Annotated in this window: 19 protein-coding genes; 11 read left to right on the top strand and 8 right to left on the bottom strand. The window is 55.6% G+C overall.

Annotated features, from left to right (window positions below; translation table 11 throughout):
- Positions 1-9: 9 nt before the first annotated feature.
- From tssH to TU73_RS11505, 8 genes are all read right to left on the bottom strand, one after another.
- On the bottom strand, positions 10-2,670 hold the full coding sequence (tssH, locus tag TU73_RS11540) for a type VI secretion system ATPase TssH (protein ID WP_057012288.1): 2,661 nt from the start codon (positions 2,668-2,670) through the stop codon (positions 10-12).
- Between the two features lie 52 nt (positions 2,671-2,722).
- Positions 2,723-3,805 (bottom strand): type VI secretion system baseplate subunit TssG, encoded by a 1,083-nt coding sequence (tssG, locus tag TU73_RS11535; protein ID WP_057012287.1) that lies wholly within the window; start codon positions 3,803-3,805, stop codon positions 2,723-2,725.
- Positions 3,769-5,595: a type VI secretion system baseplate subunit TssF gene (tssF, locus tag TU73_RS11530; RefSeq protein ID WP_057012454.1), complete on the bottom strand. Its 1,827-nt coding sequence runs from the start codon at positions 5,593-5,595 to the stop codon at positions 3,769-3,771. Before tssF ends, tssG begins: the two co-directional genes overlap by 37 nt.
- Before the next feature lie 6 nt (positions 5,596-5,601).
- Positions 5,602-6,090: a type VI secretion system baseplate subunit TssE gene (gene tssE, locus TU73_RS11525; protein WP_048365505.1), complete on the bottom strand. Its 489-nt coding sequence runs from the start codon at positions 6,088-6,090 to the stop codon at positions 5,602-5,604.
- Between the two features lie 109 nt (positions 6,091-6,199).
- A complete protein-coding gene (locus TU73_RS11520) occupies positions 6,200-6,703 on the bottom strand; it encodes an Hcp family type VI secretion system effector (RefSeq protein ID WP_054921225.1) in 504 nt (167 codons plus the stop codon).
- A gap of 41 nt (positions 6,704-6,744) precedes the next feature.
- Entirely contained in the window at positions 6,745-8,235 is a 1,491-nt protein-coding gene (gene tssC / locus TU73_RS11515; protein ID WP_057012286.1) for a type VI secretion system contractile sheath large subunit, read from the bottom strand.
- Positions 8,232-8,735 (bottom strand): type VI secretion system contractile sheath small subunit, encoded by a 504-nt coding sequence (gene tssB, locus TU73_RS11510; protein ID WP_057012285.1) that lies wholly within the window; start codon positions 8,733-8,735, stop codon positions 8,232-8,234. The genes tssC and tssB overlap by 4 nt, the downstream gene beginning before the upstream one ends.
- Positions 8,736-8,778: 43 nt before the next feature.
- Complete coding sequence (locus tag TU73_RS11505; RefSeq protein ID WP_156421215.1) at positions 8,779-9,327, bottom strand: hypothetical protein; 549 nt, start codon at positions 9,325-9,327, stop codon at positions 8,779-8,781.
- 453 nt (positions 9,328-9,780) lie between these two features.
- Here TU73_RS11505 and tssJ point away from each other — a divergent pair, with 453 nt between their 5' ends.
- From tssJ to TU73_RS11445, 11 genes are all read left to right on the top strand, one after another.
- On the top strand, positions 9,781-10,371 hold the full coding sequence (gene tssJ, locus TU73_RS11500) for a type VI secretion system lipoprotein TssJ (protein WP_082642584.1): 591 nt from the start codon (positions 9,781-9,783) through the stop codon (positions 10,369-10,371).
- A 46-nt stretch (positions 10,372-10,417) separates the two neighbouring features.
- Entirely contained in the window at positions 10,418-11,758 is a 1,341-nt protein-coding gene (tssK, locus tag TU73_RS11495; protein ID WP_057012282.1) for a type VI secretion system baseplate subunit TssK, read from the top strand.
- Entirely contained in the window at positions 11,755-12,525 is a 771-nt protein-coding gene (icmH, locus tag TU73_RS29325) for a type IVB secretion system protein IcmH/DotU (RefSeq protein ID WP_057012281.1), read from the top strand. Before tssK ends, icmH begins: the two co-directional genes overlap by 4 nt.
- 11 nt (positions 12,526-12,536) lie before the next feature.
- The gene (locus TU73_RS11485; protein ID WP_057012280.1) at positions 12,537-15,473 is read left to right on the top strand and encodes a type VI secretion system Vgr family protein; all 2,937 of its coding nucleotides are present in this window, start codon (positions 12,537-12,539) and stop codon (positions 15,471-15,473) included.
- Positions 15,474-15,476: 3 nt separating this feature from the next.
- The gene (locus TU73_RS11480; RefSeq protein WP_057012279.1) at positions 15,477-17,000 is read left to right on the top strand and encodes a hypothetical protein; all 1,524 of its coding nucleotides are present in this window, start codon (positions 15,477-15,479) and stop codon (positions 16,998-17,000) included.
- Positions 17,001-17,004: 4 nt separating this feature from the next.
- On the top strand, positions 17,005-18,021 hold the full coding sequence (locus TU73_RS11475; RefSeq protein ID WP_082642583.1) for a PoNe immunity protein domain-containing protein: 1,017 nt from the start codon (positions 17,005-17,007) through the stop codon (positions 18,019-18,021).
- A 261-nt stretch (positions 18,022-18,282) separates the two neighbouring features.
- Positions 18,283-18,717, top strand: a complete 435-nt coding sequence (locus tag TU73_RS11465) for a hypothetical protein (protein WP_057012277.1) — start codon at positions 18,283-18,285, stop codon at positions 18,715-18,717.
- 189 nt (positions 18,718-18,906) lie between these two features.
- Positions 18,907-20,607, top strand: coding sequence for a DUF2345 domain-containing protein (locus TU73_RS11460; protein ID WP_057012276.1), 1,701 nt, complete (start codon positions 18,907-18,909; stop codon positions 20,605-20,607).
- Entirely contained in the window at positions 20,604-22,025 is a 1,422-nt protein-coding gene (locus TU73_RS11455; protein WP_057012275.1) for a hypothetical protein, read from the top strand. The genes TU73_RS11460 and TU73_RS11455 overlap by 4 nt, the downstream gene beginning before the upstream one ends.
- A gap of 2 nt (positions 22,026-22,027) precedes the next feature.
- Positions 22,028-23,038: a PoNe immunity protein domain-containing protein gene (locus TU73_RS11450; protein ID WP_197674129.1), complete on the top strand. Its 1,011-nt coding sequence runs from the start codon at positions 22,028-22,030 to the stop codon at positions 23,036-23,038.
- 262 nt (positions 23,039-23,300) lie between these two features.
- Complete coding sequence (locus TU73_RS11445) at positions 23,301-23,735, top strand: hypothetical protein (protein WP_057012273.1); 435 nt, start codon at positions 23,301-23,303, stop codon at positions 23,733-23,735.
- Positions 23,736-23,802: the final 67 nt, after the last annotated feature.

Genomic DNA, 23,802 nt, shown 5'->3' with positions numbered 1-23,802 from the left:
TGATGGAGTTCACTTGATCTGGTAGGTAAAGCCGCGCTTATTGGCGCCGACTTTGATTCGAGACAGGGCCTGCCCATCGGCCATGCGTGCCAACACGGCATCGGCGATTTCCGGAAGCAGGCTGCCATTGATGATCTGGTCAACGGCACGGGCGCCGATGTCGACTTCGGTGCAACGCATCAGCAGTGACTCGACCAGCGCATCGTCGTAGCGGAACTCGGCCTGGTGATTGGCCTCGACACGGCGCCCGACGCGATCCAGTTTCAAGCGGATAATCGCGGCCAACGAATCATCGTTGATCGGGTAGTACGGCACGACATCCATCCGACCCAGAAAGGCGGGCTTGAAGGTCTTGTACAGCGTTGGGCGAATCAGTTCCGACAACTGTTTGACATCCGGCAGTTCATCGGGTGTTTTGTTGAGGCAGGCCTGCATGATCAGCGACGAGGCGGTGTTGCTGGTGAGGATGATCAGTGTGTTACGAAAGTCGATCTCACGGCCTTCGGCGTCGTCCAACACGCCTTTGTCAAACACTTGGTAAAACAGCTCAAGCACGTCCGGGTGGGCCTTTTCCACTTCGTCGAGCAGCACTACGCTGTAGGGGTTGCGTCTTACGGCTTCGGTCAGTTGCCCGCCTTCGCCGTAACCGACGTAGCCGGGCGGTGAGCCTTTGAGTCCTGAGACGCTGTGGGCCTCCTGGTATTCGCTCATGTTGAAAGTGATCAACTTGCGTTCGCCGCCATACAGCGCATCGGCCAGGGCCAGGGCGGTCTCAGTCTTGCCTACGCCGGAAGGTCCAACGAATAGAAACACACCCTTGGGCTTATTGGGATCTTCAAGATAAGCGCGAGCGGTCCGTACCCGCTGTGCGATAGCGGCCAAGGCGTGGGACTGCCCGATCACCCGGGCCTCCAACACGCCACCCAAGGTACGCACCGTGCGAAGCTCGTCCTTGACCATCTTGCCCAGAGGAATACCGGTCCACGCGGACACCACCTGGGCAATGACATTGGCGTCAACTTGCAACGGCAGTAAGGGGTTCTCCCCTTGCACGTTGGCCAAGGCCTCCATCGCCCGGGCCAGTTCCAAGCGTTGAGGTGACACGGGCGCTTTTTTACGTCCCTTCGTAGCCGAATTGACCGAGGGCATTCCCTCCTCCAACTCACCACGCAGTTCAGCGATACGTTGGACCAACTGCGCTTCTTGCTGCCAAAGCGCATTGGCGTCGTCCAGCTGTTGCTTCAGCGTCGCGGATTGAGCTTGCAGTTCACTGAGGCGCTTTTCGTGCTGACCGCCGCTGGCAAGCTCACGATTCAACGCCTGCCGTTGGACCTCCAGTTGCTCCAGCTGTTTTTGAAGGTCAGCGATCACAGCGGGCCGAACCCCTTGGCTCAAAGCAACCCTTGAACAGGCCGTGTCCAATACACTGACCGCCTTGTCCGGCAGTTGCCGGGCACTGATATAGCGATGCGACAACCGCACCGCTTCAGTGACAGCCTCATCCAGCACACGTACGTTGAAGTGCTGTTCCATCAACGGAACCAACGCCCGCAACATCGCGGCTGCGACCGGCTCGGACGGTTCATCCACCTTGACCATCTGAAAGCGACGGGTCAGGGCCGCATCTTTTTCGAAGTACTTTTTGTACTCGGACCACGTGGTGGCCGCCAAGGTACGCAGCTCCCCGCGCGCCAAGGCCGGTTTGAGCAAGTTGGCAGCATCATTTTGCCCGGCCGTGCCCCCTGCGCCGATCAACGTGTGGGCTTCGTCGATAAACAGAATGATAGGAACCGGGTGTTTTTTGACCTCCTCGATCACGTTTTTAAGGCGCAGTTCAAACTCACCTTTGACGCTGGCCCCGGCCTGCAACAACCCCATGTCCAACGCCAGCAATTCAACGCCCAGCAACGCACTTGGCACATCACCGACGACGATGGCGTGCGCCAATCCTTCGGCCACCGCCGTCTTGCCCACACCGGCTTCACCGGTAAGGATCGGGTTGTTTTGCCGACGGCGCATGAGGATGTCGATCACTTGTCGAATTTCCACCTCGCGCCCGATCACCGGGTCCAGGTGCCCGTCGCGGGCGCGCTGGGTCAGGCTGGTGGTGAACTGATCCAGCGCCGGTGTTTTCACCCGTACAGCCGCCCCCTCACTGACCTCTGCCTCAGGGGCAGCACCGCTGACATGATCCTGTTCCAGGGAGCCTTCGGTGAACCGGTCAAAATGAGCCCTAAGGTCTTCAGGCGATAACTGCGCCAGCACCGTTGAGCTACGGGTCGCCCTTTGCACCAGGGCCGGCTGGGTCAGCAGCGCCAACAGTAAGTGACCGCTGCGAATAGCGCCGTCCTGCGCTTCAAGGGAAGCAATCAGCCAGGCACTCTCCAACCACACCGGCAGTTGCGTGGAGAGCACCGGGGTGCGGGTGTTACCGTCGCGTAACGTGCCCAGTTCCTGACTGAGTTCCGCTTCCAGCTTCTCCAGGCTCAAGCCGCTGCGTTTGACGATGACGGACACATCACTGTGGCGCTGCTCCAGCAAAGCCAACAACAGATGCTCAACCTCCACCTCAAAATGCCCACGCGCCCGGCACCGGCTGGCAGCTTGTTCGGCGGCTTGACGGCAGGTGGCGTTGAGTTTGGCGATCAGGGTTTTCAGTGAAGCGCTCATCGTGCGTCCTTGATAAATGTCGGGGTCAAGCCGTCAGCGTTGACCGAGGTGTTCAATGCAATGTGGCGATCTGGTAACGGGCATCGGTCCGATCCATGTGTTGCGCCTGGGTGACCAGAAACGCATCCCTGCCCAACCGTCTGCTGGCCGTGGGTGACAGGGTTACCCCGTCTACCTGATCAGCTTGCAAGACCAGGCACACCTCAAACTCCAGGCCGCTGCCGACTATCAAGGTCAGCCATGTTGCCAGCGCCTTGGCAGCGTTCGCACCGGGCAAAAAGTCATCAAACGTTTCGCGCAACAGCGGACCTATCCATAAGCGCATGCGCAAATCGCGCTGCCAGACACGGCCACCGACCAAGGCATTGCGTCCCAACGTCAAGCCGGGGGCGCCAAGGTGGGAGCGTTGATCCGTCGGTACCGAATGCCAACCGCCAACAAACTGCTCAATTCGTACGGGCACCTGGAAATATTCGCTGAGCACGCGTTGCAAATATGCCGCCGACAACGGCCGATGACCGATGGCCCCGCTGTAGAACGCAAGGGCCTGGTCGGATACACCACCCGATACGGGGTCGTTGGAAAGGGAACGTTGCGTCAACCCGGTTAAGGCTTGGGTCAATGGTAGAAAACGCCCCTGGCGATCCAGCTCATACTGCAAGGCGAGTCGGTACTTTTTCCAGGCGCCGTAAAACAACGCCGTGGCGCGGTTGCTGAAGATGTCCAGAAAGGCGCGCGCGGCCCCATCACGGTGGACCACCTCCCGCTCTCCCAGACGCTCGGTGTAGGACAGTGGTAGCGCCCCCTGCCCTCCCAGCAGGCCAAAGAACGCCGGGGTCAGTGCCACCGAATCAAGATGGCCCTGAAAATGCGCCTGCCATCGCTCAATACGTTCCAACCCCTGTTCGGGGGTGTTTGCCAACACCTCCATCCGCTCAAGCTCACTGGCGGGAAAGCCCAGGGTTAGGGTGTTGTGAAATTGCAGACGCTTACCCACCACATCGCCTGGGCGGTCGCCTTGTCCAACGAACAGATGCTCCAGCACCCGAACCGCCTGGAAAAACTCATAGCGATAAGGTTGCTCGACCATCCGAGCAATCACACCAGTATCGAGTCGCCGCTTCGGGGTTGGCATCGAAGGACCTCCTCACCGCTGTGTTTGGATACCAGCACCAACTGCGTGAAGCTGTTGGCATGAACGTAAAGCCCAAAGAAGTGATCCACCACCTGGGCAAAGATGTGCAAGCCGATACCGACAAAGCTGTCCTCATCGATCACCAGCCGTATTTCAGTTCCACGCGCCACGCTGGCGAAGTATTTGCCGGGCAGCCAGGCGGTGACCGGGCGGTGACTCAGCGCGTGTATGCCTTCAATTTGTCGGGCCGTCGTGGCTGAGCGTTGCAAGTCGTATAGCTTGAGCATTTCGCGAAACGCCGCAGCCCCGCCCTCGACCAGCGACAAATGGTTGAGCGACAAATGCGAAATCAAGCGCCATTGCGCACCGCGATCACAGGCAAAACGCACGGCCGCCGTCGGTTTGCGCAATAGGGAAATACGCTGTGCCAGAGAGCCACCGGGCATGCGTAGATCGCCGCTCGGCACGCCGTAGGCGAGTTGTTCAGGGAGATTGCGATTGCTGCACGTAAGCTCCAGGCTTAGCGAAGAATTGCCTGGAGAGATGGGGTCCATGTCTGGATCGACGATGGTCAATTGCAGTTCATTACCAGGGCTTCTACGCGCCAGATCTTCATCCCGGTGTGCCACCCAGTAAAGGCCGTTACGTTCCTGGCATTCGCCATGGTGCAACGAATAAAACGGCCGAATCTCACTCCGGGATTCTCCACCCGCTGTTTCGGTGGTCCGGGTGACCGATTCAATGGCATGCACTTCAAACGCAGACGCCGCTTGTTGGTCTCCGACAACGTTGTAAGACACGGCCTGGTGCGACACCAAAATAGGACGTGCATGCTGTCGAAACAGGTTCACTACTGGCGTACAGTGCAAGCGCACATTGGCGACGGATAACCCTTCCAACAGGCGCGAAGCGGTCGAACCAGGCAGCACATCGCTGAGCAATAGATGCAGCGTGAAACGCCGGCCTTGAGCGCCGCTCAAATCGCAGTCATAGAAACCAAATTTCTCTGGAAACGCGAAAAATTCTGTCAATAGCCGATACGCTGGATGGGCCCGTGCCGGCCAGTCAATCAGCGCCTCATTTTCGGCAAAACCGACACTCTTCATTGGGGATGCGGAGAGTGCCTGCCATTGCCCACTGTCATTCGGCTCGAGATAGGCCTTGGCGACGTTCAGCGCGAGCACATCGCGCAGCACTGCACAAAACGACGGCTCACCGTCGATAAACAATCGAACATGATCCAGACCCAGCTCCCGCATGGAGCCATGGGTGGACAAAAGCTCAAAGGTAATTGAAAGCTGGGCGCTGGCCTTGAGCGGCAGTTGTACGGCACGGGGTGCTTGCACCAATGGGCTAAAACGCGCCGAAGCAATACGCAATGGCGCCAAGGTCACGTCGTAGACCGTACGAAACCGGCATTCCACACCCCGCACAGGACGGGACAACAACTCCGTTCCGCGCTGCAATGTCACGCATTCGGACAGATTCCCGGCACCATAGCCGAGATCGAATTCGGTAATCGAACAAGCAGGAAAGGGTCGCAGGTAATGCGGGTACAGCACTTGCAGCAGTGCTTCGGTAAATTCGGGGTAGTCGTCTTCGATCTTTTTCGAGATGCGTGCGCCCATCAAGGCAAACGACTGAATCATTCGCTCGACGTGGGGATCTTCACTGACGTCACCGGCCAGCAGCAGCCGCCCGGCAATTTTCGGGTAGCGTTCAGAAAACTGACGAGAGTAGCTGCGCAGAAATGCCAGCTCGCGTTCGTAAAACGGCAGGAGATCATCCATGGACATTTATTCACTCACCGCCAAACGTCGGGTTTTACTGACGCGGTACTGCAACGTGCTGGGCTGCAACAACGCATCGAAACTGACGGGTTCGCGGGCAGGATGAACAATCAGCATGGCGCTGATCGAGAAGCGCAAGCCCCCCGACGCGCGTCGGTGCTCATCCAGAGATACCCGGATATCCTTCAAGCGGGTCTCGTGCAGGGTGATGGCCTTTTCCAATGCCGTGCAGATAAACGCACGGTCCACCGAGCTGGCCAAGCTGCGGCTTGAAACATCGCGCAAGCCGTAGGTCATCAATGACGCCTGGCAATGCGGGAATTCTTTTAAAACGTGCTCCTCCATGACCAACCGACTGTTGAGCAAAGCCTCAACATCCAGCGCAACGGACTCCTTGAACTGCTCCAGGGTATGCCGGGTAAATTTACCCTGAGCAACGCTGTGCGGCGCCTCATCAAAGAGCTTTTCCAGCAGGCTAGGTTCGTATCCTTTCACGCAGAAGTCGTCCTTTGGTCCGAGAGGTATTCACCCAGAGCCATGCATCAATATTTTTGAAAAATAGTACGAGGCCATGACCACGTCATGGCCCGACGTCACGCATCAATCAGACCGCGAACGACTTGTCATTCTTGGTCAAGCTCCAAGCGCCTTGGGTGTTGCCCTGCTGACCGCCACCACTGGCTTTCTGGGTGTAGCGCCATTGCACGGCGGCGTACTTCAACTTGAAGGTTTCCATAGGCTCCTGTCCCGCCACCACTTTGGGCGCGATGCTGGCTACCACGGCGTTTTTCAGATCGATCGCCAAGTACTTCACGCGTTGACCTTCACCGTCCCGTTTAAAGAACTCGATGGTGATTTCTTTGAAGGTGGTACCACTCGACGCTGCCTCATAAAGCTGCGGGCTGGTGACATCCATCGTCTTGGTGAACTCCATTGCATCGTGTTCGCAACGTTCGGCCGTGTTGCCACCGGTTGCAGACGCCGTTGACGATTTTGGCTGGCGAATTTCATGTACCCAGGAATCGATTTCCAACCAATCTGCGTGGTCCTTATCCAGAGACTCACCCTTCACATCTGGCTGTCCAATTTTGAGGTAGATGTCTTTCATTACTTCATCCTTTTTTAGGGAGGGTTGGTGCAACAGTGACTTTATGCCTTCACGCCCGCGGGCAGCTCCGCGACCAGGCGCAGAGACACCGACAGTTCGTCAAGTTGGTAATGGGGGCGTAAGAACGCCACGGCGCGGAATACGCCAGGACGACCGGGCACTTCGGAGACCTGAATAGACGCTTCACGCAAGGGATATTGGGCTTTGGCCTCCTGACTTGCGTTGTCATTGAGCAGCACGTATTGGCTGATCCAGGTGTTCAGAAAGGTTGAAACGCTGGACACCGAAGCGAAGCTGCCAATCTTGTCGCGCATCATCGACTTGAGGTAGTGAGCAATCCGCGACACAGCGAAGATGTACTGCAGTTGCGAGGACAGCAGCGCGTTGGCGTTGGCCGCGTCGGTGTTGTACTTACGCGGCTTTTGCAATGACTGCGCGCCAAAAAAAGCCGCGTAATCGGTATTCTTGCAATGCACCAGGGAAATAAAGCCCAGATCGCTGAGTTCTTTTTCACGGCGGTCAGTGATGGCCACTTCAGTCGGGCACTTGAGCGCCACTTCACCATCATCGGTGTTGAAGGTATGAGTCGGCAGCCCTTCCACCAGACCACCACCCTCAACACCTCGAATAGCGGCACACCATCCGAAGCTCTCAAACGCTTGTGTAAGACGCACGCCGTGGGCATAAGCAGCGTTACACCACAGGTATCGGGAGTGATCGCGACCGTCTACATCCTCTACGAATGGGAAGCTATCAATGGTGATGCCATCAATAGGGTTGTACGGTAGACGCCCCAGGAAGCGCGGCAATGCCAAGCCCACATAGCGCGCATCTTCAGAGTCGCGCAAGGATTTCCACTTGGCGTATTCAACCGTATCAAACACCTTGGCCATATCGCGCGGACGGCCCAGGTCGGCAAAGCTCTCCAGGCCAAGCAGTTCCGGCGCAGGCGCCGTTATGAATGGCGCGTGGGCGGCAGCCGCGACATGGGACATTTGCTCAAGGAAGTACAGGTCTTCTGGCTGGCGGGTGATCGCATAGTCACCAATCAATGCACCAAACGGCGCACCACCAAAGGTGCCAAATTCTTCCTCGTAGATCTTCTTGAACAGTGAACTTTGGTCGAACTCCAATGCAGCTTTGAAGTCGCGCATCAGCTCTTTTTTCGAGGCGTTAAAGACCTTGATTTTGATCATGGCCCCGGTAGTCGATTCAGTCACCAAATGGTGCAAGCCGCGCCAACTGGATTCGAGCTTTTGAAACTCTGCGGCATGCATGACCAGCGACAGCTGTTCAGAGAGCATCCGATCCAGCTCTGCAATACGCGAATCCAGGCTACGAGCGAGGTTCTCCGAGACCACGACCGTCCCCTGCATGACCTCAGCAACCAACTCGGCGATCAGGTCGCGCGCTCGAAGGTGTTCCGACTCGGATTTGGCAATCTTGCTTTGCTCGACAACCTGATCAAGCAAGCTGGCCCCTTCATTTAACAGTGGAGCACTCATATCACCGGAAGCGTTTGCGGTGCTCATACATCCCCCTGGGATTCGCGGCGAATCGCGGCCATCTGCTCGGTGTTCGTCAGCACGTCGCTGAGCACATCCTCAAGGGTTTCGTTGGTCGAGATCTTGTTGCGCATGTCCGCCAGCTTGCTCCGGGCCTGATGGAGCTTGTGCAGTGCAGGCACCTGGCGAATGAGGGCCTCTGGTCCAAAATCTTCCAGTGATTGAAAGTTTAAGGTCACGCCGAACTCCCCCTCCCCAGTCAGTGCGTTGGCCACCCGATACGTGGCACGTGGCGCCATCGCCGCCATGACCTCGTCAAAATTATCCCGATCAAGCGACACAAATTTGCGATCCTTCGGACGTGCCAGGGGCGTTTCCGGATTTCCGGAAAAATCACCCAACACCCCGACCACAAAGGGCAGCTCTTTCTGCTCGATGGCATCGCCAATCTCAACGTCGTAGGTCAGCTGAATCCTCGGCGCCCGCACCTTTTGCAGGCGTTTCTGCACACTTTCCTTCTTAGCCATAGCAGGTACCGCCTCAATCAAATACTTACTTAAGGGTTCACGCTCAATTCATGCCCGGCAGGCTGGAGAACGGATCGGAGCTCGACGCCGCTGGCGTAGCTTTGGCTGGTGCAGGCACCGACTTACGCGGTGCAGCTTTGGCCTTGGGCAGCAACGCCTTGGCGCCCAGAGTTTCGCGCAGCCTCACCGCAAGCTTTTGCGCCTCTTGGTGCACAGGGCCGTTTACGTCTTTTTCATCACGCAGCCTTCCCAAAGACTGCACTGCGACTCGCAAGCCGGACACCGTCAGAATGGCGTCAGCACGGGTGTTGGCTGCATCGCGCTGCAGCACTTCCTGCGCGGCCAGAATCGCCGCACCATAATTCTCAGCTTCGAATTCCAGTTCAGCCTGGCGCAACCAAGGCTCTTTTCGAGTGGGTTCCATGGATGCAGCTTCCGACAGCAACTTCCTACCCGCTTCGAAGTTGCGCGCTTGAATACGCTCATCTGCTTTAAACATTAAGTGTTCAAACGTTGGTACTGGCTCTTGTGCAGATTGCATTGCGCACCCTGACACCATTAGAAAACCGATCACAATAAGAATGGCACGCACAGCGATCCCTCCCCGAGTAAAAGATCCGTATATAGACGTTAGAGTTTTCCGCACTCAGCAAACCACTTTTGCCAGCACGAGTAAGAAACCGAACCGTATATCAACCCAAATACACTTGCAAATAAATTCTATCGAATCCTAACGGAACCCTTTAATCGGTAATATTTCCCACATAACAAACAAAACCATCCTACACAACCAAATACCAGCACCCTCTTTACAGCAACTAAAACAACAAAATCTCTTGTTCAGGCTTGACCAAACCAGACAAACCTCTCAAATTGAGAGCATGAAATCCCGTCGAGTGTAATAAAGTCCTATAGACACTATGCGCGCGATGTAGAGCAGCACTGCTCAGCGCAAGCAATTTCCGAGTGGCCGATAGCCTCCATACCAACTTAGAGTAAAACTCAACGGCCACACCACGTTTATATGTTCTAGAGCTACTTGCCGATGCAAACACAAAAAAAGCGCGCCCTTTATCCTCTCATCGCCTTCATAACTGCACTTGTAAGTACCACTAAGTATCTGGTTCTGGTGGGGATAGTTTTCTTGATGGGATGCTCAAGCAATGAAACCCAGGAGGATAAGCCCCCCCTGATTCCCCTACGCATTCATGCCGCCGCCAATATGAATCAAGGAACCCATAAGAAACCTCTGGCCCAAGTCATCAAAATTTACCATTTGCGTGCAACAGAACGTTTCGAACAAACATCCTTCGACAGCTTTCTGGATGACACTCAAGAACTCCGAGCCCTGGGCTCAGATCTGGTCAATTCAAGGGAAATGTTGCTGCTGCCCGAACAGCATTACGAACTCAACGAAAAGCTGGAAAACGGTGCCGCCTACATCGGAATCGTGGCGTTTTTCCGCGAGCCCGCCGAGCGTCGTTGGCGCTTTGCGTACGACGCCAACGCTTCGGCACCCACGGGCATCACCGTAGGTGTTCATGCCTGCGCCCTGACCTCCACGCAAGGAGCGCTGATCAGCACCACAACCGGCGCCACCGATACGTTGGCTACCGTCAAATGCCTGAGCAACTAACGAGCGTGATAGCCCCATCCACAGCGCCCTGCAAGGAGTTTCTCCATTGAGTTATAACGCCAAAATCCTGTGGGGCGAAGGGCTGTTCCTGCGCCCGCAGCTCTTTCAACAGCAGGACCGCTATCACGAGGCAAGGCTGAGCCAGATGAGTCAGCTGTTGCAGCCTTATGCCTGGGGTATTCAACACCTGAAACTCGACAAAGCGAGTCTGGCGCAAGGCACGTTGCGCGTGCTGGAAGTGTCAGCCGTGTTCCCGGGCCGTGAGCTGTACTCTGCGCCGGAGGGCGCCACACTGCCACCGGCCATCGCGCTTCAGGATCTCAGCGTGTCCGAAATCACGGCGTATCTGGCATTGCCGCAGCTGACCCCCTACGGTCGCAACCTGGCCGCCAGCGACTTAGGTATAGACGTTGGCCGCTATGCACAGAACAACGCCCTAATACCGGATATGTTCACCGAAGCGGAAGAAAGCGAAGTGGCGTTCCTTGCCCCCGCCGTTCGCTTGCTGACGGACGACCAGGCGCACGACGCATTTGAAGTCATCCCGATAGCGCGCTTGAAACGCAGCAGTACCGGAGGCTTTGAGGTGGATGATCAGTACATGGCGCCCGCCTTGAATTTGGCCGCCATGCCCAGCCTGCTGATAAAGTTGCGACAGCTGCTTGAAGCCCTAGACGCCAAGGTCCAGGTCATGCAAGAAACTCACCGCGAACCCTCTCAGAATGTCGTTGAGTTCCGCGCCGGAGATATCGCGTCATTCTGGTTGTTGCACACCAGCAATACCGCATGCGCCAGCCTTTCTCACCTCTTCCAGCACCCGGGCCTGCATCCCGAGCGCGTGCATCAAGAACTGCTTCGCTTGGCAGGCGCCCTGCTGACGTTTTCCAAGACCCATCGCCTTGCGGATCTACCGCCTTACGACCATCGCCACCCGGCACCAGGCTTCAACACCCTGTTCGCCATTATTCACACGCTGGTAGACACCGTTATTTCTGCTCGTTACTTCAGCATTGCGCTCGCCCAAGTGAAACCGGCGTACCACCAAGGGCGTCTGGACAATGAGCGCATTGATGGCAATTGCACCCTCTACCTGGGTGTCAGTGCGGAAAAGGCCGGCGCAGAGCTCGCGGAAATCGTGCCGCGCACGGTAAAAATTGGTTCGCCGGACACGGTTGAAAAACTCGTCACCTCCTCTATGCCCGGTGTGACATTGACCTACACCCCCGTGCCACCGTCCGCGATCCCTGTGCGGCCAGGCATGTTGTATTTCGCCCTTGAACCGCGCGGCGCACTGTACGAACACATGCTTAAAAGCCAGACCGTCACGGTGTACATCCCCAACGGCCTCTCCGAATTGAAACTTGAACTGCTAGCCCTAATGCCATGACCTATACCAGCGCCCCTCACATGCCTGTTCCGGCAGGACTTCTCAGCCCCACAGGCAACGCTCCACAACGCCTGATCGACCTGATGTCCGATGGCTTTTATCTGCTGCTGATGATTCAACGCCGCCAAGTTCCTGAACACCACCAAGCGTTCAGCGCAGCGATCAAACAGTTTTTTACCCGCATAGAGAACGCTGCCGCTACTGCGGGTATCGCGAGCGAAGACATCTACGCGGCCAAGTACGCGTTTTGCGCAACCATCGACGAGCTGATTCTCTCCGCATCCGATTGCCCCTTCCGCGACCAGTGGGAGCTCAATCCGATGCAGTTGGTGATGTTCGGTGATCAGTTGGCGGGGGACAAGTTCTTCACCTATCTGGAAGATCTGCGCAGTAAAGGTGGGGTTCGCTTGCAGGCACTGGAGGTCTACCACGTGTGCCTGTTGCTCGGCTTTCAGGGCAAATATCGTCTGGAAGGTTCGGAGCAGCTGGGCTATCTGACGGCGCGCCTGGGCGAGGAGCTGGTATTTCTCAAAGGCAAACGAACCGCCTTCGCCCCCCATTGGGCCTCCCCAGACCGTGTCGCCCACCTCCTGCGTCGTCAGGTGCCGTTATGGACGCCCGCCTTAGTCTTGGGGATCGTTGGGGCAATCAGTTTTACCGCGTTCAGCCTGACGCTTTCAACCGACACTCAAGCGCAAATGGCCCTGCTCGACAACGTGATTCAGCTTCCGACCCGCACGGCCAGCCTGACCATCACCCTCCCCTGAAGGAGCTACACATGCCCGCACTGGCTGACATGGATGCCACCGACTGGTCCTCGTTGCTTTCGCAGCACAACCGCCTGCTGCACGTGCAAACGGTTCTGCCCGACGCCTTGGTGGTGGAGCACTGGGAAGGCCTCGAAGCGATCAATGAAGAACCCATCTTCACGCTCGACTGCATCAGCCCTTCAGCCTTGTTGAATCTGGCTGCATTACCGGGAACGGCCCTGCAGCTGCAACTGACGCAACTGGATGGTCAGCAGCGCACTTGGCAAGGCATCGTGGTCAGCGCAGAACAGCACGGCAGCGACGGTGGTATCGCACGCTATCGACTGCACGCCGCAACCTGGTTGAGCTTACTCAAGCGACAGCGCAATACAATGATCTTCCAGGATCTGGATGTACTGGAGATCGTCGCGCGAATTTTTGCCGACTACCCTCAAGCCCAGTGGGACGCACGGGTTACCCAGCTGCTGCCAAGACGTGCGTTATGCACGCAGTACCGCGAGACCGACTTTGAGTTCGTTTGCCGGCTGTTATCCGAAGAGGGCTTGAGTTTCTATTTTGAACACGGGGGCAACGGGAAGGATAGCGCCAGGCTGGTGATTATTGACCGTGACTACCAATGGCCTGACGGTGGTGTGCTGGTCTTTTCCCGTGAAGATGCCCCGCAGGCGGATGACGGTATTCGTCGCCTGGAAGAGCAGCGCCAAATTACCAATGATGCAGCCACAACCTGCGCCTGGAACGCCGAGCAATTGCTGGGGTTGAGCGGGACCGCTGAGAGCCCTATCACCGAAGGACCTGCGTTGCCTGAGCTGGAAGTGTTCGATACAAACCCTTCGGCCATTTTCGAGACGTCGAACGAGGCACGCCAGACCGCCAACCATCTGTTGAGCGCGCGTCGTCTGGCACGCCACGGCTATCAGGGAGATAGCGCGACGCGGCCACTGCAGCTGGGCATCCGCTATACCGTGGAGCAACATCCAGCCCTGGGTGCCCTCCCTCTGGTGTGCCGGCAGATCAGGCATGTGGCAAGCAATAATCTCGGCCTTCTTCTCGCCAGCCGGCTGGGGGAACCTGCTCTGGAGCAAGGCACCTACGCCAACCATTTCCACGCCGTTGCGCCGAATGTGCCAATCGTGCCAACCCGACTACCTCGTCCGCAGGCACCCGGTGTACAAACAGCCACCGTGGTCGGAGCGCAACAGCACATCATTACCAGCAACCGTGACCACCAAGTGCGGGTACAGTTTTTTTGGCAACGAGGTGAAAGCCCTCTGCCGGGGGGCCTGCAGGACAACGCGCATGCCCCTGGCAACGAAACGTCGGGCACGTGGATCCGTGTCGCCGAAGCCCTGGCCGGTGCGCACTTTGGTCAGAACTTCACACCGCGCATTGGCAGTGAAGTGGTGATCAGCTACGCCCATGCCGACATTGATCAACCGGTGGTCATTGCGCAGGTGTTCAACGGCGAAGCAACGGCACCCTTCAGTGCCGGCATCGGCGCGCCTGCCAACCATCCCGGGACGATCAGCGGTGTGCAAACCCTTGGCCTGGATGGCCAACCCGCCAGCCATTGGCAGCTGGATGACGCCCAAGGCCAATTGCGCCAGCAGCTAGGTAACCAGACCGCGTGCAGCACCCTCACCCTGGGGTATGCGATTGCCAGCGAAGGGAGTAAACGCAGTGCTTATCAGGGCTTAGGGTTCAGCCAGTCCACCCAAGGCTGGGGGCAGATTCGGGCCGCTGAAGGATTGCTCCTGTCCGCCAGCCTCCAGACTGGCGCAAACGCCACCCAGATGCAGATGAGCGACGCCCTCGACCAACTCTACGGCGCGATGAACACCGCCGAACGTTTGAGCCAGGCCGCGCAGCAAGCTCAGGCAGGGATCATGGCCGCTCACGCTGCGCAACAAGCGTTAGGCGATGAATTGAACCCGCGCAAGGGCGCGCACTACCCCGCCCAGGTCAATGGACAAAGCGCCACTCAACCCGACACGCAACAAGCAGTGGAACGCTTCAGCGCGCCGCATTTAGTGCTGGAAACGCCAGATCACCTAACGGTCGCCACCCCCGCCAGCAGCAATGTGTTTGCCGGGCAGCAGCTACAGGTGACCAGTCAACAGGACCTGCATTTGAGCGCCGCCCACACCATCGCGGGGGCCAGCGGTGGCAACCTGCATTGGTATACCGCCAAAGGTGGCGCCAAGGTCGTGGCTGAGACCGCTGCGGTCAGCCTGCAGGCACACACCGACCGTATGGAGGTGTTGGCTGACCAAGCGGCAACCTTCACCGCCACGGCAGGGAGGATCGACCTGATCGCCAAGACCCGAATCGTTCTGCAAGCCGGTTCGGCGAGCATTACGTTGCAAGGCGGCGATATCACCTTTGCCTGTCCGGGGGTGTTCAGTGTCAAGGGCAGTGAGCATCCATTGCTGGGTGGGGCAAAAGGACTATTCAATCCCCCCATTCTGCCGGACGGCGTAAAGCCCGCAGTCCTCAGTCTTGCATATCACTACCTTGATCAATCTCCAGTCACCGGCGCTCCTTTCACACTGCGCTTCAGTAATGGGCAAACCTTGACGGGAACGCTAAACGAACAAGGCACCGCAGTTATTGACAATCCACCACCCTTCCCGGCTGAAGTCGAATACGGAGAAACCGATCGCACAAAGCCCGATGATTTCATTCCTCCATTAAAGAACCCGGCGTTTGGTAAAGCCCCCAACAGCGAGAATGAAACTCTGTCAGTGCTGGAGCAGTTTTCAAAAACTGAACAAGCACATCTTGAGGAGTATTTCTTTGACGATGAAATAGCAGCTATACAGGAAGAAAGCATGCCAGTAGAGCACGAGGGGTTTCTTGAATACCAACTCCCGGAAGAGTCAGATCCCAACGTAGCTAACTATAAAAAAGACCACCCCACACCTCGCCCAGTGCAGGAGGCCTGATCCATGAGTGCTCCGTCTTCCGCACCGGCTTTGTCACGTCAGGTACGCCAAGCCGACGAGACTGCAGGCCAGTGGTTATTGGGTTTGCTTGACGGCAAGGGCAATACACCATCCCATGCCATCGTTACAGCTGTACTCGGTTGCGTTCCAGTAGTCGGCCAACTATTCGATCTGCGCGATTTGATTCGTTGCATTATCACCCTCACTGCGTCGCCCACCAGCATTAGCAGCTGGGTGGAACTGCTGATTACCTTGATCGGCTGTATTCCTGGTTTTGGGGACGCTTTTAAAGCAGCCTTTAAACTGGCACGCAGCGGGCAAAATGCTAATCGCGTGTTCGATGCCATGCGTACCTATACGCGCGTCAACCCTCGCGCAGCAATTCAAAGCATGGATTGGAGCAAGGTCGAGCGCGAGGCACTGCAAATGCTCAATAGCATTCTCGACAACCTCATCAGAGCACTCGATGGTTGGCTGGTAAAACTGGTGGCCGGCCGGAATCAAGCCAATGAATTGATCAAGGGACTGACCAACCTGAAAAATCAAGCTTCGCCAATGCTAAAAAAAGCTATTGGTGAACTAAAAAAAACCGTGAATGGGCTTCTATCCCAACCCCAAGTCCTGAGCACCGCACAGGTTTCCGGAGTACAACGCAGCTTGCCAGCGCCACCGGCGGCGGCTCGAACGTCGTCCTCCCCTGCAACTGCCAGCAACAAAACGCCATCCTCGCCCGCAGTTGACAATACGGGGAAGAACCCCGCGAGCCGAAGCCAGACGCCAACAGTCCACCAAATTCGCCAGAGTAAACGCAAGCGTTGGGCCACGGGCGTACCGGCGGAGCATATTGTCGAATACTACGTAAAAAGCGCACGTCCAGCATGCCGAAAAATTAACGACAACGGGCGGTTGACTGAAGAATGGGAAAGCAGCAAAAAGAAGGGCAGCACACCCCATCGCCAATCAGCCGTAAGTAGTCAGGGACTGGATCACTTGTGGTTTGGCCAGCATAGAGGAAGACCCTATACCGTTGGCGAGACCAAAGGCAGTATCTGGGCACAGTTCAGTTTCTTGGCGGCAATGAGCGAAGGCGATAGGAAAGCTGTTGAAGGCACCCGCGCCGATACCGCCAAAGTACTGGATAACAAACAGCCATACAACCCAGACACAGCAATGAGCAAAGACTCTTCAAGTAATACTTATGCCACTATTGATAATGAAAAAGCCTTGTCAGACCCAGACAAGCAGACAGGAACATTGAGCTCAACAAAAACCAAAGGACGGCAGATGAGTCACCTTTGGATAAAACAATCACTGACCTCAGAAACGACAATACCTTCTTCTCACAAAATGAAACTACTGACAGCTATTCGCGAGGCAGAGGAGTCACTCTCACGCATCAGTTGCTACAACAGGGAAATCTTTATGGTCACGGGCAAGCAATATGAAATACACGACAGAAGCAAAGGTGCGCGACACAAAATCCAGCTTCCTATAGTCACAATCCCAGATCACATCCTGGAAACTTGATCAAATGGAAATTCTCGAAAATAAATCATGGATTGCAGCTCATCGCGAACCACTCCAAAAATACGCTGACTATAAATTCGTAATAGAGTCAGCAAATAAAAGCATCAAAATTATAACCGACAACCTCAATAATCCCGAAAAACTAAAAGACAGCCCCAAAGCGGGTATTATGCGGGGAGCAAAGCGCCGTGCTGAAGCAGGACTCGAGTCAATTATTTACGGATATTCGGCGGGACACCCTATCGTTGAGTTATCTAATCTCTTCCCTGAGGTAGTCAATTTCTGGCTAGCCTCAATGGAACCTCAAATTCAATTTGAATCTAGCACCGACAACGATGGGCATAGAGTTCCACACTTAGACCTTTATGGCAGTCAATATTGGGAAGCCCTGCAACTGATCTGTTTTGCCATTCTACTTGGCCACAGCGATAAACTCGCAAAAATCGCAGATCTCCTTATTCATGAAAACGACGACCAAGATTCGTTACTGGAAGACTTAGTGGCACCATACTTACTTGGGCGCCCGGTAGCGACTGTTTACACGCGACAACTTCCCTACCGCAAAACACGTAAAATTTTCCAGGCTGATCCTGAAGAACAACCAACCCTGATGTCTCAATATCTCAAAGAGTGGTATTTGGCCAGTCGTCGCGAGCCTTTTCACGACCGACACAAGAGTTCGTTCTTTCCCGGCTACTGGTCACTTGAGGCAGGAGCTATGACCTTCATACTTGGCATCGACGACAGTAGCTACCGCGACATGCCCTTTTATCCAAAAGATCTGGTGGATTACGCCCGCAGCGTTGGTAGTCCCCCGGGCAGGCCACAACCTGATAATTCTGCAATATCGCGCAAGACTGCCGGTGAACTCTGCCCGAAATCCGGTTGGTGGTTTACGCCCGCCAAGGCCAACTCTCGACGCTACATCCAACAAGGCATCGCCTTTCCGGCAATAGAGGGCAGCGACTACGGCTCTACGTTCTGGCAATGGAGCCCGGATCAATCCGCGCCGACGCTGTAGTCGCGCAAAGCATGAAGCAATTACTAAAGGACGATGCGAGATTCGCCAATGAACAGCCCTATTCACTTCAACTCGAAAAAGCCCTCCAACGAGCGTCTGCTCCCGCGCCACTACCTGACCATTTCGGGGCTCGCGTTGTTGTTATTGGTGGTTCTTGCAAAGGTCCTGGAAGATTGCCTGCCACCCGCCTCCCCCCCGTTATTCTGCAAATGGCCTTGGCTACAGGCCGCCGTCAGCGACTGATGTGATGGTGGAATACCGATGAAAAACAAGAGCGATCTATACAAATTCGACGCCCTCTTGAGCACCCAACCTGACGCGCAGATCGCCAAACTGGCAAGAGTCTCACAAGGTGCTGTCAACAAGCGCCGGCGTAGCCTGGGCATTGCCTCGTACAACAGTAAAACCCCGAGCCGTATTGCCAGATATGATTTCTTGTTGGGCGTATTGACCGACCAGATCGTTGCCAATCTCGCGGGAGTTACAAAAGCAGCCGTGACATTTCGCCGTGCAAAACTGGGTATCAAGTCCCAACGCAGTCAAAGCCCAGCACCGCTGGACGGTTACGAAAAGTTGCTGGGTACAAAGCCAGACAGTGAGATCGCCAAATTAGCTGGAGTTACCAGCGGCGCGGTGCTCAAACGGCGTCGCCGTCTGGGAGTTGAGGCGTTTTCTCACCCGACAACATCACATTAACGTTCTCAAGAACTCTTTACCGGATTAAATACCCCATGAAAAAATCTCTCAAAATATTGACTGCGATCTTGGCTTTTATCGCACTTTGGATTCTCGCAGATTTATTTTTAAGCATTTCTCCAACACATTTAGTTCTACAGATATTTTCCGATCTATTCAGTAACCCTCACCAGCAACCATGACCACCAAGTGCGGGTACAGTTTTTTTTGCAACGGGGTGAAAGCCCTCTGCCGGGGGGCCTGCAGGACAACGCGCATGCCCCTGGCAACGAAACGTCGGGCACGTGGATCCGTGTCGCCGAAGCCCTGGCTGGTGCGCACTTTGGTCAGAACTTCACGCCGCGCATTGGCAGTGAAGTGGTGATCAGCTACGCCCATGCCGACATTGATCAACCGGTGGTCATTGCGCAGGTGTTCAACGGCGAAGCAACGGCCCCCTTCAGTGCCGGTATCGGCGCGCCTGCCAACCATCCCGGTACGATTAGTGGGGTGCAAACCCTTGGCCTGGATGGCCAACCCGCCAGCCATTGGCAGCTGGATGACGCCCAAGGCCAATTGCGTCAGCAGCTAGGTAACCAGACCGCGCGCAGCACCCTCACCCTGGGGTATGCGATTGCCAGCGAAGGGAGCAAACGCAGTGCTTATCAGGGCTTAGGGTTCAGCCAGACCACCCAAGGCTGGGGGCAGATTCGGGCCGCTGAAGGATTGCTCCTGTCCGCCAGCCTCCAGACTGGCGCAAACGCCACCCAGATGCAGATGAGCGACGCCCTCGACCAACTCTACGGCGCGATGAACACCGCCGAACGTTTGAGCCAGGCCGCGCAGCAAGCTCAGGCAGGGATCATGGCCGCTCACGCTGCGCAACAAGCGTTAGGCGATGAATTGAACCCGCGCAAGGGCGCGCACTACCCCGCCCAGGTCAATGGACAAAGCGCCACTCAACCCGACACGCAACAAGCAGTGGAACGCTTCAGCGCGCCGCATTTAGTGCTGGAAACGCCAGATCACCTAACGGTCGCCACCCCCGCCAGCAGCAATGTGTTTGCCGGGCAGCAGCTACAGGTGACCAGTCAACAGGACCTGCATTTGAGCGCCGCCCACACCATCGCGGGGGCCAGCGGTGACAACCTGCATTGGTATACCGCCAAAGGTGGCGCCAAGGTCGTGGCTGAGACCGCTGCGGTCAGCCTGCAGGCACACACCGACCGTATGGAGGTGTTGGCTGACCAAGCGGCAACCTTCACCGCCACGGCAGGGAGGATCGACCTGATCGCCAAGACCCGAATCGTTCTGCAAGCCGGTTCGGCGAGCATTACGTTGCAAGGCGGCGACATCACCTTTGCCTGTCCGGGGGTGTTCAGTGTCAAGGGTAGTGAGCATCCACTGTTAGGTGGGGCAAAAAACACACCATCACTTCCTGCCTTACCCGTAGGCACTCTGTTAAAGCCTCCCATTGCCATGGAACTCAATTACCACGACGAAGCATTAACACCCCTGGCAGGTGCGCCCTACACAGTGCTTTTTGAAGACGGTACCGTTCGACAAGGTGAGTTAGATACCAAGGGACACGCACGCTTGGAAGGTGTTCCTGACCTGCCCGCACAGGTGTACTACGGCGAAGATCCTCGACCACCCGAAACGCGAACTCCGTTGCCCGAAAACACCTTCCAAGCCCAGTCCAGCAACAATGAGCAAGCACTCGCCAATATTCAGCATTACCTCAATCAGTCCGACCAATTCTGGCAGCAAAAAGCTGACCCAGAGCAACGCGAAACGATGAGTGAGTTGAGCAGTGACTCCGTGTCCGACTCTGAAGAGAGCTTGTGGGCTTACTTGGACCCGGCTCAACAAGAAAAACTACGCACGACCTTGGCTGGAGACGACGCATGAGCAGCCTATCTGCAGCATCCAAAACACCCAGCCCACGCCAGGGCTGGTTTGAATCGTTGAAATCTGAATCGTTGAGTTTTCTCAAAGGTGACAACAACGCGCCTTGGGCGATCCTCGCCGAAACAGCTATTGGTTGCGTCCCGGTGCTCGGGCAGATCGTTGACGCACGCGATATCGTTAAGGGCTTAGTCGAAGTCTCCGGGAAGCCCGATAGTGCGGCGGGTTGGTTCAATGTCATTACAGCACTGATAGGTCTGATCCCTGGCGGTGGTGACGCGGCCAAACGCTCGTTGCGTGCGGTTAAAAGCGGTGCGGCAAACGTTGATGATTTGCTGGCCATGATCCGCCGCTTCTATTCCGGCGACCCGGAAAAGCTGCTGCGACAAGTGATGGACCTTGGGCCGTTGCGTAAAAAGCTCGACGAAATCCTCAATAATCCGCGCCTGATCAATCAGCTCTCCCCGCAAATGCGTGCCCAGGTCAGTCGCATCCGCAACAGCCTCGACAAGCAGTTTGCAAGCTTCAAAAAAGAAGTGGATGGCTGGCTCGGGCAAGGCCGCAAAACCAGTGCCGAAGCACCGGTCAGAAGCACGCCCTCCACCCGAACCCCTGACAGCAAACCCAACAGCCCGAACGGTGAAGGCCGCAATGCTCGGCGTGACGCCAGCAACGATGCACATCCAAATCAACCCAATGCTCACACCCAGCGAACGGCCCGCTTCAAGACGCTCAGCAACAAGTTGCTCGGGGTGCTAGGTGAGCATATGGCCGACTACCACTGCCAGGACGTCAAGGGCTGGGGCAAAGGCCAAGCGTCCCACGATGTAGGCGCGAAAAACCTGGCCAAGCTGAATGACCAGCATCGTATGGTGCAACTGTGGCCGTGCGTGCCGCGAGGTCGTGGGATTGATGCGGTGTGGAAATCCAATGGGCGTAAGCCGTACGCCATCATTGAAGCCAAGGCTAGTTTTAATCCTGCTAAGTCATTGGGGCAGTTGCTTGGTGCGGCAGGCGACAAAACGGAAGGAAATATTCTCAATGGTGGAAGTGTTCGTCGAAGGACAGGGAAAAGCGGAAGCATTGGAGGTGGGTCGGGACAGGTCCGACAAGTAAATGGGAAGGTAACGCAGATGAGTACGGCATGGATAGAAAACCGTCTACAGCCCGCTGTTTTATCAAAAAAATTAAGCGAGACAATAATACGTAGCGGCTACTCACGACATATATTGTTTTTTTCTGTCCCTCAAGCGATCGCACACTCGGAAGCGTTATTACGACATTCGACCAACACAGCGACTACGTCAACGATGCATGCTGCTCATGAGGTAACACGAGAATGGCGTGACAATGAGATTCAGAAAGTAGCAAATAATCGAGCAGCACTTTCGGTGCAAGCTCGTAATAGAGCGAGTAAATAACAGTGGATTTTATATCAAAAAGACGACAGCAGTTTCTTGGCGAAAAACTTTACTCCGAAACAATTAAGGAAATCCCTGAAGTCATCGAAATGTTTCGTCTTCACCCCGCAGGCTCCGGTACATCAGTGCAAGAGGGCTGGATGATTTCACAACGACGAATTGCAGTAAACCTTTATGAAAAATTACTTCTTGAATATACTGCTGGAGAACCCATCGAGCCATTACGCCAGGAACTCGAAGACATAATAAAGGGATATGAATTTTACGCTGAGCAGCTTTGGAAACTACACGACGACCGTAATGAGCCAGTTTTCGACTTTGTGGTTTCAGATGACTATGTACTACTAATGCAATTAGTTGGCCTATGCCTCCTATTGCACCGCCAAGATCTACTGCCCCGACTTGCGGCTCTACAAGATGGTATTGACGGTGAAAATGGAGGTACTGATGCACTTTTTGAAGAGTTTATGATTCACGCTGTAGGTCACGACAAACGGTACGAAAGTGATTATCTCTGTGCTTTGAGACCATATGAAGCCTTATTTTATGGACTTACGGAAGATGAACCTTCCAAGCAACTCAAGGAACTCACCCTCTTTTTGAGCCGCTGGTATAAAGATCTAGCTGGTTGCGCATGGTACGACAGTCATAAAACCGGAGGTGGCTACTGCGGCTATTGGAGTTTCGAAGCCGGTGCTGCGGTAATTTTACTTGGTATAGAAGATGACAGCAGTCTGCATCAATTCCTGTACTACCCCAAAGATCTGGTTGCTTGGTGCCGAGCCAATGAAAGCAAATATTCAACTAATACAAAAACTCAAAGCGATCCCATAACGGCTGCCGGCATTGCGGCAGGGCAACCCTGCCCGAAATCCGGTTGGTGGTTCACCCCTGCCCAACTCAACTCCCGTCGCTACTTCCGACAAGATATCGCCTTTCCGGCAATAGAGGGCAGCGACTACGGCACAACCTTCTGGCAATGGAGCCCGGATCAATCCGCGCCGACGCTGTAGTCGCGCAAAGCATGAAGCAATTACTAAAGGACGATGCGAGATTCGCCAATGAACAGCCCCTATTCACTTCAACTCGAAAAAGCCCTCCAACGAGCGTCTACTCCCGCGCCACTACCTGATAATTTCGGGGCTCGCGTTGTTGTTATTGGTGATTCTGGCAAAGCTCCTGGAGGATTGCCTGCCGCCCGCCTCCCCGCCGTTACTCTGCAAATGGCCTTGGCTACAAGCCACCGTCAGCCAATGATGTGATGGTGGAGTTCCAATGAAAAACAAGAGCGATCTATACAAATTTGACGCCCTCTTGGGCACCCAACCTGACGCGCAGATCGCCAAACTGGCAAAAGTTTCTCAAGGTGCTGTCAATAAGCGCCGGCGTAGTCTGGGTATCACCTCGTTCAACAGTAAAACCCCGAGCCGCATTGCCAGATACGATTTCTTGTTGGGCGTATTGACCGACCAGATCGTTGCCCATCTCGCGGGAGTTACAAAAGCAGCTGTGACATTTCGCCGTGCAAAACTGGGTATCAAGTCCCAACGCAGTCAAAGTCCAGCACCGCTGGACGGTTACGAAAAGTTGCTAGGTACAAAGCCAGACAGTGAGATTGCCAAATTAGCTGGAGTTACCAGCGGCGCAGTCCTTAAACGGCGTCGCCGTCTGGAAATTGAGGCAATTTCTCACCCGACAACATCACATTAACGGTCTCAAGAACTCTTTACCGGATTAAATACCCCATGAAAAAATCTCTCAAAATATTGACTGCGAT

This window comes from Pseudomonas libanensis (genome assembly GCF_001439685.1).
Lineage (GTDB): Bacteria > Pseudomonadota > Gammaproteobacteria > Pseudomonadales > Pseudomonadaceae > Aquipseudomonas > Aquipseudomonas libanensis.
This window is presented reverse-complemented; position numbering and strand designations above follow the sequence as displayed.